Source organism: Chryseobacterium sp. Mn2064 (assembly GCF_049319685.1).
Lineage (GTDB): Bacteria > Bacteroidota > Bacteroidia > Flavobacteriales > Weeksellaceae > Chryseobacterium.
Genome location: NZ_JBMOUE010000001.1, coordinates 37,320 through 54,132, shown reverse-complemented (window position 1 = coordinate 54,132; position 16,813 = coordinate 37,320). Strand labels below are relative to the sequence as shown.

Below are 16,813 nucleotides of genomic sequence, written 5' to 3'. Positions count from 1 at the left end.
TTAAAAAATATATTGACAGATTAAAAATCAGTGTTTCTTATACTTTTCCAGAACCTGATCGATGGTGGAACTTATGTTCACAAACTTCTGAATCAGTGTATCAATATCTTTTTGTAGGCTTTCATTTTCCAGCTCTATCCATCCCTGCATCAAAGTAAGTGGGCCATAGTTGATACTTACATTCGGCCAATCTTTTTGATTTTTTGAAAATAAAATTCTAAAATTATCCGCAAAACCTCGGCTGGCTATTGTATATTGTTTTAATTCACGCAGTTTTAAAGCATGAATATTATAGTAAAGCTTTCCTTCTTCTATCGTTTTATCATTGAGCCATATTGAAAAGAAAATCCTCCCATTTTCCTCTTTTGTTGTTTTTGAATCGCCATACCAGTGAGGCTTATGAATTTTAAGAGCAACAGATTCAAGAACGATATCGACAGAGATTTTAAGATTATTCTTTTCCAACTCTTCTCCTGAGACTTTTGAAGCCGCTACACGAAATTCGTTAAGATAAAAAGTAAAATCCATTTTCAAAATTTTTGTAAAGATATACAATATGGTATACGCCTATTATTAAAAACATCAGCTTAGTTTTATAAAACAAAAAACCTTCAGAAATTCTGAAGGTTTTGATATTATTTTTTGATAGAATCTTTTTTCCAATTGGCTTTGAAGTCACAGGTGCTGTAACGCCCGTCAATAGAAATGAAAGTGGTTGGTAACTTAGAGTTGACAAACTTTTCAATCATTTCATTTTTCTTTTTATTCAGGGCCATCTGCTTGATTCGGCTGAAATCTGTTTCCAAAGTAATCTGGTGAGCAGGGATCACATCTTCCATTTTAAGAATCTTAACAACTTTTCTTCTGTTATCGTCATCTTCAAAAGCAGTCGTGATGTCTCCTTTATTCAAACCAGCTAACTCATAACTGATGGTTCCAGGGATACTTTCTCTTTCGATTTTATCAGAACCGTCTGCTCCAGGAACAATTCCTGCATTGAACTTAGTTCTTTTATCATCTGAAAACTTGAAAGCGGCATCTTTAAATGTCATTTTTCCTGCGATGATTAATCCTCTGATACTGTCAAGTTTTGCTTTTGCAGTTTTAAGTTCCTCATCGGTAGGAGTTGCTTTTAACAAGATGTGTCTTGCATCATATACTTTACCTGATCTTTTCAGCAACTGAATAATATGGTATCCGAATTCAGATTCAATAGGTTCTGAAATTTCATTTTCCTGAAGGTTCAACGCAGCAGCTTCGAATGGTTTTACCATCTGCCCTTTGTTGATATTTTTATACAAACCTCCGTTGGAAGCAGATCCTTCATCTTCAGAATAGATTCTTGCCTGGCTTTCAAATGTTTCACCACCAAGGATATCCTGTTTGATTTTTTTCAGTCTCTTGATAAGATCCTGCTTATGAGCTTCCGTTAAAGAAGGATAAATCATGATCTGAGCTAAAGTAACCTCATCTTTTACCTGTGGCAACTGCATCTTATACATGTTGTAAAAGTCTGTCACCTCATTTGGCGTTACATCTGCCTTATCTGTAATTCTTTGATATTTTGCCTGCCCGTAATACTGATCGGTATCGATTTTCTCGATAGCGTTCTTCATTTCATAAGCGTTTCTGAACTTATAAGCAGCAAGCAATGTTTTTTCATCCGGAAATTGAGAAAGCAACTGACGGTATTTTGCATTAGCCTGTTCTTTAATGGCTGCAGAACGGTTTTCAATTAATGTATCTTTTTTTGCTTCGTATACAAGAAGCTTATTGTTGATCAGGTTTTCAAGGAACTCACATTTATCTGTATTATTCGCTCCCTGCTGTTTCCCATAATTCATCTGCTCAGTTACATCAGATTCCAAAACGATCTCATTACCGATAACAGCAGCAATACCATCCACTAAATCTCCTGATTTTAGCTGAGCATTCATCATATTGGAAGAAAACATCATGATGAAAATCCCAAGGAGAAAAGTGATTTTTAGTTTATTTGTCATTTTACTATTTTAACAAGTTGCAAATTTAGAATTCTTAACGAATTTTACTCAATTTTTTATTATAAATATTTCTTAAAAAGACTTATTTACTGCAGTTCAACATCAAATGTTGTCAATTCTTTAAATTGTCTCAATCTGCTGAACATATCAGATTCGTTTACCTCTTCAATTCTTTCGGTTCCAAATTTCTCAACAGTAAATGAAGCCATTGCAGAACCAACGATAAGTGCAGATTTCATAGTTTCGAAATCAATTTTACCTTTTTTAGCAAGATAAGCGGCAAAACCTCCTGCAAAAGTATCTCCAGCACCAGTTGGATCAAAAACATCTTCTAATGGAAGAGCCGGGATCGCGAATACTTTATTGTCATGGAAAAGTAAAGCTCCGTGCTCTCCTTTTTTGATGATCACGTACTCAGGTCCCATCGTATGGATCTTTTTAGCGGCTTTTACTAAAGAATATTCTCCTGAAAGTTGTCTTGCTTCTTCATCATTGATGGTAATAACGTCTGTTTTAGCAATCATTTCCATCAAAATATCCCAAGCAGAATCCATCCAGAAGTTCATGGTATCAAGGATAACAAGTTTAGGACGGTTGTTCATTTTTTCCAATACAGATAACTGAACACCAGGGTGTAGGTTCCCAAGTAATAAAATTTCGGCATCCTGCATTGAATCCGGAATTTTCGGATCAAAGTTTTCCAATACGTTTACTTCAGTAGCTAAAGTATCTCTTGTATTCAGATCGTTGTGGTATTTTCCTGACCAGAAGAATGTTTTTCCTTCTTTCACGATTTCAATTCCTTCAATATTTACCTCTCTGTTTGTAAACATGTCAAGGTGCTCCTGTGGAAAGTCTCCTCCTACTACAGAAACGATACCGGATTTAACGCCTAAAATAGATGAAGTGATCCCAATATAAGTGGCTGCACCTCCCAAAATTTTGTCCGTTTTACCAAATGGTGTTTCAATTGCATCAAATGCAACACTTCCTACAACTAAAAGTTTCATATATTTTTCAATGTATATTAAAAGTAATTATTTTTTCCATTCAAAGGAATCCAGCAGGTGTTTCATATCATTTTTGATGTAGTTCACTGCAGGAGCCAGAGAATCCGGTTTCGGTCTCGAATTAAAGTATAGATAAGCAGTTACGAAATGTTTCGTACTGTCTGTAATATAAAACTGAAGGTTGGAAGCACTTTGCCCTTTCAGCTCATAGAAATTTCCGTATACCTTTTTTTCAGGATATTCAAAGGATTTTGTATCTATGGAACTAGCTTTTATGGTATGTTCGTATACCATTTTTTCAGCTTCCTTGATGTGCTGTGCAAAGTCATTCTGTATCGGGTAATAGGTAACGAAAATCTTCGCCTTCATTTTAGGATAATTCAGATAGAACCAACAAGGCTTCTTTGCCGGAGTAATGTTGGCAAAGTCTGAATATTCAAAGGTATAGGCACAATCGTTTACAAACTTCTGGTATTTCGGTGCGGGGTACTCAAGACGCAGTTCTCCATAAGGTTTTGGAACAGGATCTTTTCCACATGAAATTAAAAGCAGTGATACAAAAATAAAAATGACTTTTTTTATCATTTTGCAAAAGTACAAATTAGATTTCAGATTTCGGAAGACAAATTTCAGTCTTTCAGAGAGTTTTGGATGTAATTCTCTAATGGCTTGGGAAAGGATTTTTCATGGGAGCCTTCCAGATTTGTGATCAGGTATTGATTTTCAGCAACAAAATCATTCCAAACCGCTTCCGAATCTACGTTAACATTAAAGATTTCAATGCTTAGGTTTTTGTGAGTCAGTTTATGATTAATGGTTTTAGAACCCGTAATGAATGTTTCCATATCCTTCGAAACGGCAGTAGGAAATTCAAATAATTTTTTCCAGATAAAGTCTTCTTTTCGTTGACGAATTAAAAAATTTCCGTTTCTGTGTACAAAATAATAGGTCAAAGCAAGATCTTCTGCTTTCACTTTTTTTGTTTTTACAGGATAATTGGAAATATTCTGCATAGAGAAAGCAAGGCAGTCCTCATTTACGGGACATTCTCCACAAAGCGGATTTTTAGGTTTACAGATTTCTGAACCAATATCCATCATGGCCTGATTAAAATCGCCCACGTTTTCCGGCATTACCAGTTTTGCCAATTCAGAAAAATAAGTAAATGCTTTAGAGTTTGAAATATCAAAATCATCGGCAAAAATACGACTCAGAACGCGGTAGAAATTTCCGTCAACAGCAGGCATTTTTCCATTGAAACAAATACTTGAAACAGCAGCTGCAGTATACTTCCCTACTCCTTTCAATTGTAGAATTTCTTCGTACTGATCAGGAAAGACGCCTTTATAATCATTCATGATCTGTTGTGCCGCTTTATGGATATTAATAGCTCTTGAATAGTAGCCCAAACCTTTCCAATACAGTAAAACTTCATTTTCTTCAGCTTCTGCCAATGTTTTCACATCTGGAAAACGCTCGATAAAATTATTGTAATGATTAAGCCCCTGATTGATCCTTGTCTGCTGAAATACGATTTCACAGATCCAGATTTTATACGGATCTTTTGTCTGTCTGAAAGGCAGATCTCTTGCATTGTTCTTATACCAATCCAGAATTTTATTGCCTATGTGCAGAAAATCTGAATTTCTGATGTCCTTCTCCAAAAATTTTTGTTTATCTTTTTAACGAATATCCTTCCCATTTATACGGTATGATACCGAAGCATATTCTGTTTGCAAAGATAAAATTTATTTGTCAGCTTTCACAGAGTAGACAGGAGCAGCCTTTAGCCATTGATATTTAAGGTTTCGGTCTTTGGCGATAAAGCGGTATCCTTCCAGTTTTTTCAGATACACATACATAGAATCGTTGTTTTTAAGCTTTAATTTGTATTGAGACAGGAACATCATAGGAATTTCTACCGTGGAGTCTCTTACTGTTTTTAAGACTTTACCTGAATTTACTTTATAAAGGAAAAATGATTTTCCGCGATCTTTAGAGCTGTCTGCCAATTTTACGGTTGAGCTTGCAATAACGAGTTCACTCCCGTCAAAGCATTCCTCTGTATTCATGATGTAAGCCTTTCCTTCCTGCCGTTCATCGGAAAACAGGTCGTTTTCATAGTGACCAGGGCTTTGGTATTTTTTTTCACAACTCACCAGAAGCATCATCAATAAAGCAGGTAAGCTTATGATCAGTTTTTTATTCATATTCAATTTCATAGGTGTTGGTTGAAAAAAAACCGATGTACAAAGGCATCGGTTTTTTTATTTAAAATAGGTTTATTTTATTCCTGAGCATATTCTGCATCCCATTCGTTACCATCATCTCCCTTGTGTCCGTCCAGTTTAATAACAAAACTTTTTGTTGGGAAATAAGGCGTCATACGGATATCCAGCCATACTCTGTCTTTATTTACTCTATCCTGTTCGAAACGAACAATTTTGAATTTTTCAATTAATTTGTCCGGTCCTTTAATATTATCAAGGAATGTAACGATCTGTCTTCTCAAATCGTCTTCGTTTTTAGCATTCCAGTTTTCGAAAGCTCTTCTGTTCAGGAAGTCAAGCAATACTTTGGTTACATAGTCGAATACACGAACTACGGAATACGTCTGAAGACCGATATTGTCTCCTGTAAATAGTGTCTTTGCAGAGAAAGCCATGATTTTTCCATACTCGTTTACCATTGGTACAAGACCCATTTTTTCCAATTGAGAAATTTCGCTTTTCTTCAATTCGAATTTTACAGCGTCAACTTCGTTGATGTTACCGTGTTTTTTACCTGCTGCTACCTGAGACATCAGGGTTTTGTGAATTTTACCTGCTAATGAAGTGGAAGGTGGAAGTTCTACGTTCTCTTCTTCTCCAACTTCTTCAGCTTTTCCACGACCTACCAGCCAGTTACACGTCATAATAACGTTACTTCTGTGGAGTTCTCCTCCGGTAAGGTTCGCAGAGTGGAATAAATCTACCACATCATCCGGCTTATCAAGATTGGCGAAGTCTGTAACCATCATTACTTTGTTTTCGTTACATATTTTTGCCCATTTCTCGATTACTTTGTTAGATCCTAAATATCCAGGAATCGCAAGGATTGAATAGTTATCTCTAAGATCAAGACGGTCGTAGTAATTTTTGAATTCTTCTGAGATGGCATCGATGAATAAAGGATTATCAAGGTCTGAAACCTGATCAATACTTGCATTCACAATGCTTACGTTATCCACTTTATCCAATTCTGTATTTTTGTAGAATTGCGCTACGGTTCTATAGTTGGTTTCCAACATACGAACGGCATCCAGTGTATTTTTTAGGTTTGTTTTTAGGTTCTGATCAGCCTGCTGTGCTTTTGATTTGCAGGTATCAGCCATCTTATCTGCAGATTCGTTTCCTTCCAGAAGGCTTACCCAAAGGTTGATCTTCTGAAGAAGTTCTTTTCTTTCATCTGACTTATTGCTATCATTCAGGAAGATTTCCTTTCTTGCTTTTCTTGTCGGGTTCATATTGGCGATACCGTCTACAACGGATTCAACAAAGCCAAAACCTCCCATTTTATTGAGCTCTGCAAGCGGGTTGCCTTTCGGCTGGCCGGAGTGTTGCTGCTGCCCCTGCTGTTGGCTTTCTTGTGCCTGTAATTTGCTATCCATGATTTAAGTGTAAGTGTCTTTAATTATTTTTCAAGTTCTTGTGCTACATCTTTCAATACTTCGATGAACGCTGCTCTTGTTTGCTCGTTCTCCAACATATTGCGTAGAATTTTATTTGTTTTCAGCTGGCGTACTATTTTGTTGTACTGTTCCTGTTCCATGCTCAATTGCTGCAGATAATCTGACTTCTGAGTAAGGCTTTTCGGGGTAAAGTCACCAAGGTTTTGAAAACGGAATTCTTCTTCTACCATTGCTCCGTCTTCTGATTCGTGCTGTACAGATACAGAAGGTTGGAAATGTTTGAAAACATCTTCAACGGTTTTCAATCCTGTTACAATTTCAGGGGTATAAGATTCTTCTGTTGTAAGCTGGCTTACTATCAGTGATTTATTTTCCTGTATTTCCTGAATAGCTTCATTAGCGTCTACTTTTACCTCGTTGCCGCCAACACCATAATTAAACATTGCCATATTATTATTATTTTGAGATTTACTATTTTGGTTTGGATCTGTCTTTGAGTAATTTACAGACGAATCGAATAAATTACCAATCCAATGTTTAAATTTAAAAAAAAACTGTAACATACAAAATTTTGTCAAGATTTTTCTTGAATTATTTAAAATTAATCAGACTTATTTAACATAAAATCATGATATTACGATATCACTAAGCTATGAAAAAATAAATAAAGTCATTCAAGAAAAAAAATAAATAATTTTTGGGATGTTTTCCTGTTTCAAATGAATCTTAAAAGAAGAGTTTTTTGAACATTACTAAAAAATATTCTTTATATTTAAGCAAAGTGAACGGTATCATGAAAGATGTAAAAATAGCGTTTAGAAAGCCGATCTTTCCAGTTTCAGATGCATTGCAGCACTATTTGGAAAAGTATAACAGAACTACTCAGATCAGGTTTCTGTATGAAGATCTGCTAAGATTCAGTGATAGTGTCAGTATTCTGGATAAGGACGGAAAAGATACTTTGTGGCTTGGAGTACTATATTCCGAACATGAGTTTAAAGAAATCGAAGCCAATCTCAATAAAATCTACACTCTTCTCCATTCTGACGGGGATATTGCGACTTTACCTTATCTGAAAGTAGATACGATTGACTTCTGTACTTTTGGAAATTCCAAACCTTTTCGGGTTCGGGTGAGAAATATTCTGAATGATAATTATACTTATTTTTATATTAAGCAGGCAGATGCTTCCCGAATATTCGGACTGGAGCTTGAAGATCTGCTTTCTCCCAACCGAATCAATTTTCTGGTTTACAAAAACACTTTGATAGAGGAGCATATTTTAGGAATTCCTGGGGATGTTTTTATTCAGAAACATATGTTCAACTGCTCAGAACTGGAAAAGGCTCAGATTTCTAAGGAGTTTGTGAAATTCAATGAACGTTGTCTTATTGGGCTTCTTGGTGATATGCGTTCTTATAACTACGTGGTAATTCCCATCCATGATTTTGACCAGGTTATTTACAGAATTCGTCCTATCGATTTTGATCAGCAAAGTTATGAAGGAAATTTGAAGGTTTATCTTCCGCAATATTTTAAAGAAAACAACCTCATGGTTAAGATGGTCTTGGAAAAACTGAAACCTAGTTCCATAGAGCAATACCGTAAGGAAGTACGCTCACAAATTGTAAAAAGAGTAACTAGCAGCCAAAACAGATTCGAAGAACTTATTTCGATTATGAAGCAGGACAATATTGCACCGGAGGCCAATGTCATAGAATTAAGGACAGCTTTACAGAAACTTACTTATGATGTGAATTTCAAGTATTGTAAAACGATGGGAGATATTATAGAAACCGGGATCAAGTTTGTTCTCAAAAATTATAAAAAAGAATATTAAAAAGAGAATCCGCCTCGCATTGAGACGGATTCTTTCTTTTCTAACAATTTTCGGGTAAAATTACCAGATTTTTATTCTATCCTGAGGTGCTTTATATAGTTTATCACCTGATTTGATATCGAATGCTTTGATGAAAGAGTCCTGATTCACCAACGGACCGAATGCTCTGAACATTCCCGGAGAATGCGGATCTGTTTTCACCTGATTGATCATATACTGATCGGTAGCCTTGGTTCTCCAAACGGTAGCCCAGCTCATAAAGAATCTCTGATCCTGAGTAAATCCACTGATTTTTCCAGGGTTTCCTTTATCTTTTAAATACATTTGAAGCGCGTCATAAGCAACAGCTACTCCACCTAAGTCACCAATATTTTCCCCACTTGTGAATTTACCGTTTACGAAACTTCCTTTTACAGGTTCGTAAGCACTGTACTGAGCAGCTAACTGAGCTACTTTAGCATCAAAATTCTTACGGTCGGCATCTGTCCACCAGTTGTTCAGGTTACCATCACCATCGAAACGGGAACCACTGTCATCAAATCCGTGAGAGATTTCGTGTCCGATAACGGCACCAATACCTCCGAAGTTAACAGCAGCATCTGCTTTAGGATTGTAGAAAGGAGGTTGAAGGATTGCAGCAGGGAACACAATTTCGTTGTTTGATCCGCTGTAATATGCGTTTACTGTTTGTGGAGACATTCCCCATTCTGTTTTGTCAACAGGTTTTCCTACTTTATCTAAGCTTTTCTGATATTGCCATGCAGACACATTCTGAAGATTAGAGTATAATGTTGCTCCCTGTTTTGGAGATTCTACTTTCAGTTGGCTGTAGTCTTTCCATTTGTCAGGGTAAGCAATTTTCACAGTAAACTTGGATAGTTTTTCCTGTGCTTTCACTTTGGTCTCAGGAGACATCCAGTCGATACTGGCGATGTGGCTTTTAAATGATTTTAAAATATAATCAATATAGGTTTCCATCTGCTTTTTCGCTTCAGGAGTGAAATACTGATCAACGTATAATTTACCGAAAGCTTCTCCAAGAACTCCGTTTACAAGAGTAAGTCCTCTTTTGTTCATAGGACGCTGCTCTTTCTGCCCCTGTAAATATTTAGCATAGAAATCGAATCTGATCTGTTCCAAATTGTCATCCAGATTGCTTGCGTTTCCGTTGATGATATGATATTTCAGATAATCTTTCAATAATGGAAGGTTTTTCTGAGTAATGAACTGATCCATATTCTGGTAATATTTCAATTCACCAATAATAACTCTGTCTGTATTAACACCAGCATCTTTCAGATATTTTGCAAGATCAACATTTTTAACAAGACCTGAAAGTTCGGATACGTTTTTAGGGTTGTATCTTAAATTGGCATCTCTGTTCTGCTCAAGAGTTAATAGATAATTAGCCAGTTGTTTTTCAAAAGCAACAACATTCTGCGCTGCCTGTGCTGAATTTTTGTATCCTAAAACCCCAAACAGTTTACCTACATAAGTCTGATATTCTGCCAATGTTTTAGTGTTGGCATCGTTTACTTTCTGATAGTAGTCTCTTCCTAAACCAAGATCCGGACCTCCAAGGTAAACAGCATTCATCTGAGAATTTTTCATATCTGCACCCACTCTCCAGCCATAGAAAGAATTATCTCCTAATTTGGTAGCATCTAAAAGATATTTCTGAAGATCGTTAACATTTTTTATAGCGTCTACTTTCGCAAGATCTCCTTTAATTGGAGCCAGTCCTTCTGCGTTTCTTTTTGCAGTGTCCATAAATGAAGCATACAGATTTTGAATTTTCTGTCCTTCTGAACCTGCAGGATATGATTCTGTAAGAATTTTGTTCAGTATATCTAAGGAAGCATCATCTACATTTTCTCTCAATGCATTGAAAGATCCCCAATTGGCTTTATCGGAAGGAATCTGCGTATTTTTCACCCAATTCCCATTCACATAGCTAAAAAAGTCATCCTGCGGACGGACATTGGTATCCATATAAGATAGATTGATCCCCTCCTCTTTCACTTCTTCTTTCACCGGTTTTTCAACTGCGACTTTCGTAGCCTCAGCCTTTGTATCTGTCCCTGCAGTCTTTGCTGCTCCACACGAATTGAGAAATACTATACCCGCTAGAGCCAGTATTCCAATATTTAGCTTTTTCATTAAAGATAATTTTTGATTTTACACAAACTTACCAAATATACAAACTTTAATGATATGTAATGAATGATAATTGATATATGAGTGTTTTATGTTTAATGTTTGACGTTGTTATGTATAGAACCACCCCGTCAAAAATTCAAAGAATTTTTGCCACCCCTCCGAGGGAGGGGAATGATGGGGGGCCGTTGTTATAAATATTATCCCTTCGGCTCAGTCTCGCAATCCCTAATCTCTAAAACCTGCTGCCTATTACCTACCTCCTAAAAAAACAAAACCGCTCATTGCTGAGCGGTTCTTATTGTTACCAGATTTTGATTCTGTCTTCTGGAGCTTTGTATAATTTGTCTCCTTTTTTCACATCAAATGCTTTGTAGAAAGCATCAACGTTGATTAACGGACCAAAACTTCTGAAATATCCAGGAGAGTGCGGGTCTGTCTTAACCTGATTGATCATATATTTTTCACTTGATAAAGTTCTCCAAACCGTTGCCCAGCTTAGGAAGAATCTCTGATCTTGAGAGAATCCACTGATTTTTCCAGGGTTTCCTTTATCTTTTAAATACATTTGAAGAGCATCGTATGCGATGTTTACTCCCCCTAAATCGGCAATGTTCTCACCGTTTGTGAAAGTTCCGTTTACGAATGTTCCTTTTACAGGCTCATATTTGTCATATTGTGAAGCAAGAGCTTTTGTTGCTTTTTCGAAGTTAGCTTTGTCTTCTGGAGTCCACCAGTCTACAAGGTTACCATCTGCGTCGAACTGTGCACCTGAATCATCAAATCCGTGGCTCATTTCGTGACCGATAACAGCACCAATTCCTCCAAAGTTTACAGCTGCGTCAGCTTTAGGGTTGAAGAATGGCGGCTGAAGGATGGCTGCAGGGAATACGATTTCGTTAAATACCGGGTTGTAGTAAGCATTTACCGTTTGTGGAGTCATTCCCCATTCTGTTTTATCAACCGGTTTTCCGATTTTTGCTAAATCTTTGTTATACTGCCACTCACCGATGTTCTGAAGGTTTTTGTATAATGTTCCACCTTTAGCTTCAGGAAGAATGACCAATTTAGAATAATCTTTCCATTTATCAGGATACGCTACTTTTACGGTAAACTTGTTCAACTTTTGCATTGCTTTTTCCTTAGTAGTAGCAGACATCCAAGCCAGGTTGTTGATGTGAACCGCAAAGCTTTTCTTCAGGTAATCAATCAATTCTACCATCTGAGCTTTAGCTTCTGCTGGGAAATACTTCTCAACATACAGTTTACCAAAAGCTTCTCCTAAATTTCTATTGATCAACTCAAAACCTCTTTTGTTAAGAGCTCTTTGTTCCTGCTGACCTCTCAAATATTTTCCGAAGAAAGCAAATTTCATATCTCCTAGCTTTTCACTTAAGTAAGAAGCGCTTCCGTTGATCATGTGGAATTTAAGATAATCCTTAATTACAGGAAGATTCTGAGTATTTACTAATTTATCAAAGTTTTTGTAGAAACCTAGTTCTCCAATAATTACTCTATCAGTATTTACTCCTACTTTTTTAAGATAACCAGGGATATCTACTCCTTTTACAAGAGTAGAAAGCTCAGCCATAGTCTGAGGGTTATACTGAAGCGTATTATCTCTACTTTGTTCGTTAGTTAATAAAGTCTGAGCAATGCTTTTCTCGTAATTAACGATACCTTTTGCTGCTTCATCAGCATTTTTGTATCCTAATTCTTTTAGCATTGAAGCTACATATTTCTGATACTCAGCAATAGCTTCTGTATTCTTATCATTTACTTTTTGGTAATAGTCTCTCCCTAATCCTAGAGATGCTTCACCTAAGTAAACAGCATTCATATTTGAATCTTTCAAATCTGCGTATATTCCCCAACCGTAGAAGATATTTTCCCCTTCTTTAGTTACAGAAGTAAGATAGTTTTGAAGGTCCGCCATGTTTTTGATAGCGTCAATCTTATTCAGGTGATCCTGGATAGGTTTGATCCCATCGGCATTTCTCTTATTCATATCCATATAGGTAGCATACAGATCCTGAATTTTTTTCCCTTCGCTTCCGTCGGTAAATTTATCCTTCAAAAGAGAGTTCAGGATCGTCATGGAATTGTTATCCGTATCTTCTCCTAATTTGTTAAAACTTCCCCACGTTGGCTTGTCGGATGGGATTTTAGCGGTTTTCATCCAAGTTCCGCTCACATAGTTATAAAAATCATCCTGTGGACGTACTGATGTGTCCATCAAGCTAAGGTCTAAGCCTTTGTCTGTGTTGTTAACTGCGGTTTTCACCGATTTTGCTTGTGCGCTCATGGTATTTTGAGTGCAGATCCCTGCTATTAGAAACAAAGAAAGCGTTATTTTTTTCATTATGATAACAATTTATATAATATGTATGATGAATTAACTATTTGTTACTTTTCGATGAAACAAATTTAAACAAATATTAAGAAGTTGCTATCTCTTTTACATTTCCTGTTCTTTTCAGGAAGCCCCAGGACTGCATTTCGCCTTTCAATGCTTTTCTTAAACTTTTAAATAATACAATATACATCAGCCATCTATACCCGAATCTCTGCGGAATGATATACAGCAGATTGATGAGTTTCTCGCGCTGCATAATGAATGCTATCAACGCTAAAGAAGCATCCACCAATAAGAAGATCAGATAATAGGAGAATATCTTGCTGCCGTTTCCGGACAGAATTCCAAAAAACATAATCACATCTGCCAATGGCGAGAAAAATGGAATAATGTATTGGAATAACAAAATATTCGGCATTGCCCAAAGTCCCAGTCCTTTATATCTGGGGTTAAGGAAAGTTTGTCTCTGTTTCCAGAACATCTGCATGATTCCGTATGTCCATCGGAAACGTTGTTTTAAAAACTGTTTTACAGATTCAGGAGCTTCTGTTACTGCAATAGCTTTATTTTCGTTGGCTACCGTATACCCTTCTTTCAGGATTTTAACGGTGATATCACAATCTTCGGCTAATGTATCTGAAGAATATCCTCCCACTTCCTTCACTACAGATGTTTTGAATGCTCCGATAGCACCAGGAATCACAGTGATTGCATTAATGTATGCATAGGCCAGTCTGTCAAAATTCTGACTTGTGGTATATTCAATCGCCTGCCATTTTGTAAGCCAGTTCACTTTATTTCCCACTTTCACATTTCCGGCAACTGCTGCAATTTTTTCTTCTGGAGAGGCATTTAAAAATCTTGCAATCAGATATTTTACAGCGTCCTGTTGTAATTTGGTATCGGCATCTATACATACTACATATTCTGCATCGGTTTGCGAAATACCGAAATTCAAAGCTGTAGCTTTCCCTCCGTTTGCCTTAGTGAATATTTTCAGATCCGGATGGTTCGGGAATGCTTCTCTTGCTTTTTCATAGGTTGAATCTTTACTTCCGTCATCTACCATAATGATATTGAAATTCGGGTAAGTCTGCTTCAATAGATTTTGTAATGAAGAGACAATATTTACTTCTTCATTGTAAGCGGGAACAATGATTGAAACTTTAGGGTAAGATTCCAAAACAGGAAACTCGCTTAGTTTTTTCTCTTTTCTTTTTTCTTTAAATGCCCAATATGCCATCAGCAATAATCTGATTAATCCTAATCCGATGAAAATCGTAAACAGAGCAACCAAAAAGTGGCTTATTCCATAAATGGCTGTGGCCAACACCAGATTCAGCTGCATGATATAATAAGATCTCGTTTTAGGAACTTCAGGCATCAGCTCACTTTTGCTTTTGTGAAGAAGGGTTCTGAGGTTGGTAAAATGATATCCCTGTTTCTGTAGTGTCGGAATTAGAATTTTCAACGCTTTTATCGTTTCTTCTCTTGTATCACCACCGGCATCGTGAAGAAGAATGATATTTCCTCTCTGCAGTTTGATTCCTTCCATCACCCGTTTTATAATTTCATCTGCTTTCACTCCTGGCTGCCAATCTTCAGGGTCAATACTTTCACCAATATCAAGATAGTTCTGCTGTCTTGCCAATGCTACCGGAATAATCTCTTCAGAAGTAGTGGGTTCAGAATCCGCATTATAAGGAGCTCTGAACAGAATTGTACTATGCCCCGTGATACATTCAATCAACAGTCTTGTCAGTTTCATTTCAAGTAAAGCTCTTTGCGGGCTTACCTTTGCAACATTTTCATGAGTAAAGGTGTGATTTCCTATTTCATGTCCTTCACGATAGATTCTTTTAACAAGCGGAAGGTTTTTTTCTGCATTTAAACCAATTAGAAAGAATGCTGCAGGAACATGATATTTTGATAAGATATCCAGTACCTGAGGGGTATAAGTATCATCCGGACCATCATCAAAGGTCAGTACAAGCTCTTTCTGAGGTGCACTTCCATATTTTTTCACTTCATAAGAACTTGGATAGGTGATATAGTTTTCGTCTGTAATGATTTTCTCTTTCGGATCAATTTCTATGGCAATTTTTCCGTCGTGAGGAGTATTCAATACATCCAGTACTTCCCCATCTCCGATGTAATCTACCATGGTCTGTCCTTTTACATTTTGCAGATTTTTCAAATTAAGTTTAGAAACTCCAGTAGAAGTAAGATCTTTATCATAGAAATTCCAGACTCTGCTGTCCTCACTTCCCAGTCTCCAAAGGGCAGTTCCTGCCAACGGATATTCTGAGGAAAAACGCATCGTGTTGAAAATAGATGCCGCATCGTTGAAGAATACCGTGTGAGTCAGGTTTTTGGAATCTGTATACGAATAGTTTAGATTAAAAGTATTGTCGTTAAAATCGATAACCGCTTTGCTGGCATTAGCTTTTGTAATCGCCTGCATATAAGTTACAGAAGTATTGTCATCTTTATTGGAACTCCAGTCATAGCCATAAGCACCCAACCCAAGAATAATTTTGTGAGGGGAAGTTTGCTTAACCATTTTACCAGCCTGAGCTTCTATCCATTTTTGTGAAGAAACCGGACCGGCATCGCTTCCAGCAGAATATTCATCATAAGCCATCAGTACAAAATAGTCTACATACGGATCTAATCTCGGAATGTTGTAATCATCATTATCCGTCATAATATCCATGGTAACCAGCAGCTGATTTTGTTTAAAAGTTTCTGAAAGCTCTTTCATAAAAGCAATCAGATTATCATCAGAATTTAGGTTCATGTCCTCAAAGTCAATATTAATTCCTTTGAAGTGGTATTTTTTACATTGCTGGGTTATTTTCTGGATCAGCGCTGTTCTTCTTTTTGGATCATTCAGTACTTTTACCAATCCTTCAGAACGGAATTCTCTGTCTGAGTTGTTACTTAACATCGGCATGGCAGCAACTCCTGTTCTTTTAATGATCTTGTACCCTTCCGGGTCTACATTGGTTTTCAGATCTCCTGTTTTAGGATCAATAAAAAACCATTCCGGGAAAACCAGATTGACATGTCTGATATTTCTTTTTAAAGACATCAAAGACTGAGGATCCCAGGCTACATAAAAGGCAGAACGGATACCGCCCGGAAACTGATTCCAGTTTCTGTTTTGATTTTTATATCTTTCTTCTCTGGCCTTTTCTACTTTAGCAAGATTAGTATGAATGTTTTTTTCAGAAATAAAACTTCTGAATCCTTTATATTCTTTAGAAATTTTATTCTCCTGAAGATAAGGTTTGTTGGCAGTAATTACGGCTTTATAGTCTTCCTTAAAAGGAATTTTTGGACTTCTGTCCAGGGTCATCATCAAACCTAAGGCAAGAAAAAGCAAAGCGCCGATAAAGATAAAGAAACGGCTGCCCCACTTAACACTTTTCCAGCGTTTTTTACTGTTGGTTTGAAAAATCTGTTTGGAATTTTCCACGATTTTAAAATTTTAATGAATGGTTTTCAAAAAGTGTGAAAAAGCACCTTAAAATTAATTAAAAAAAAATTAAAAAAATAAAATAGTACTGTAAATAACTTGTCTACAATTTTTTAATAACAACAAAAAAGTCACAAAAGTGTAAAAACTTCTGTGACTTTTTTCGAATTTGCAAATAATAAGATATACTATAATAATGCTAAATTTTTAACGCAAAGAGACATTGATAACGTTCTATTTAAAGAAAAGAATCAACAAGTTAAAGCACATGACTTTGCGTAGCAGACATAGCTGCC

General features: G+C 36.5%; 12 protein-coding genes. 1 reads left to right on the top strand and 11 read right to left on the bottom strand.

The annotated features are described in order from the left end of the window. Positions 1-27: 27 nt before the first annotated feature. The 8 genes from ACL9RH_RS00245 to ACL9RH_RS00210 form a co-directional block, all read right to left on the bottom strand. On the bottom strand, positions 28-528 hold the full coding sequence (locus ACL9RH_RS00245) for a hypothetical protein (protein WP_422691316.1): 501 nt from the start codon (positions 526-528) through the stop codon (positions 28-30). Between the two features lie 107 nt (positions 529-635). After that, on the bottom strand, positions 636-2,003 hold the full coding sequence (locus ACL9RH_RS00240; protein ID WP_422691315.1) for a peptidylprolyl isomerase: 1,368 nt from the start codon (positions 2,001-2,003) through the stop codon (positions 636-638). An 86-nt stretch (positions 2,004-2,089) separates the two neighbouring features. Then, entirely contained in the window at positions 2,090-3,013 is a 924-nt protein-coding gene (locus ACL9RH_RS00235) for a PfkB family carbohydrate kinase (RefSeq protein ID WP_422691314.1), read from the bottom strand. 27 nt (positions 3,014-3,040) lie between these two features. Further along, a complete protein-coding gene (gldD, locus tag ACL9RH_RS00230; protein ID WP_422691313.1) occupies positions 3,041-3,598 on the bottom strand; it encodes a gliding motility lipoprotein GldD in 558 nt (185 codons plus the stop codon). A 44-nt stretch (positions 3,599-3,642) separates the two neighbouring features. Continuing rightward, on the bottom strand, positions 3,643-4,677 hold the full coding sequence (gene mutY, locus ACL9RH_RS00225) for an A/G-specific adenine glycosylase (protein ID WP_422691312.1): 1,035 nt from the start codon (positions 4,675-4,677) through the stop codon (positions 3,643-3,645). Between the two features lie 84 nt (positions 4,678-4,761). After that, entirely contained in the window at positions 4,762-5,235 is a 474-nt protein-coding gene (locus ACL9RH_RS00220; RefSeq protein WP_422691311.1) for a hypothetical protein, read from the bottom strand. A gap of 65 nt (positions 5,236-5,300) precedes the next feature. Continuing rightward, the gene (locus tag ACL9RH_RS00215; RefSeq protein ID WP_422691310.1) at positions 5,301-6,662 is read right to left on the bottom strand and encodes a DUF5458 family protein; all 1,362 of its coding nucleotides are present in this window, start codon (positions 6,660-6,662) and stop codon (positions 5,301-5,303) included. Between the two features lie 23 nt (positions 6,663-6,685). Continuing rightward, a complete protein-coding gene (locus tag ACL9RH_RS00210) occupies positions 6,686-7,132 on the bottom strand; it encodes a type VI secretion system contractile sheath small subunit (RefSeq protein ID WP_422691309.1) in 447 nt (148 codons plus the stop codon). Positions 7,133-7,476: 344 nt separating this feature from the next. Between ACL9RH_RS00210 and ACL9RH_RS00205 the strand changes: the two genes are divergently transcribed. After that, positions 7,477-8,523, top strand: coding sequence for a hypothetical protein (locus tag ACL9RH_RS00205; protein WP_422692642.1), 1,047 nt, complete (start codon positions 7,477-7,479; stop codon positions 8,521-8,523). Between the two features lie 60 nt (positions 8,524-8,583). On the opposite strand, the gene ACL9RH_RS00200 is transcribed toward ACL9RH_RS00205, so the two are convergent. From ACL9RH_RS00200 to ACL9RH_RS00190, 3 genes are all read right to left on the bottom strand, one after another. Further along, the gene (locus ACL9RH_RS00200; RefSeq protein WP_422691308.1) at positions 8,584-10,683 is read right to left on the bottom strand and encodes a M13 family metallopeptidase; all 2,100 of its coding nucleotides are present in this window, start codon (positions 10,681-10,683) and stop codon (positions 8,584-8,586) included. Positions 10,684-10,984: 301 nt separating this feature from the next. Then, a complete protein-coding gene (locus ACL9RH_RS00195) occupies positions 10,985-13,042 on the bottom strand; it encodes a M13 family metallopeptidase (RefSeq protein ID WP_422691307.1) in 2,058 nt (685 codons plus the stop codon). Positions 13,043-13,118: 76 nt separating this feature from the next. Continuing rightward, the gene (locus ACL9RH_RS00190) at positions 13,119-16,517 is read right to left on the bottom strand and encodes a polysaccharide deacetylase family protein (protein WP_422691306.1); all 3,399 of its coding nucleotides are present in this window, start codon (positions 16,515-16,517) and stop codon (positions 13,119-13,121) included. Positions 16,518-16,813 lie beyond the last annotated feature (296 nt).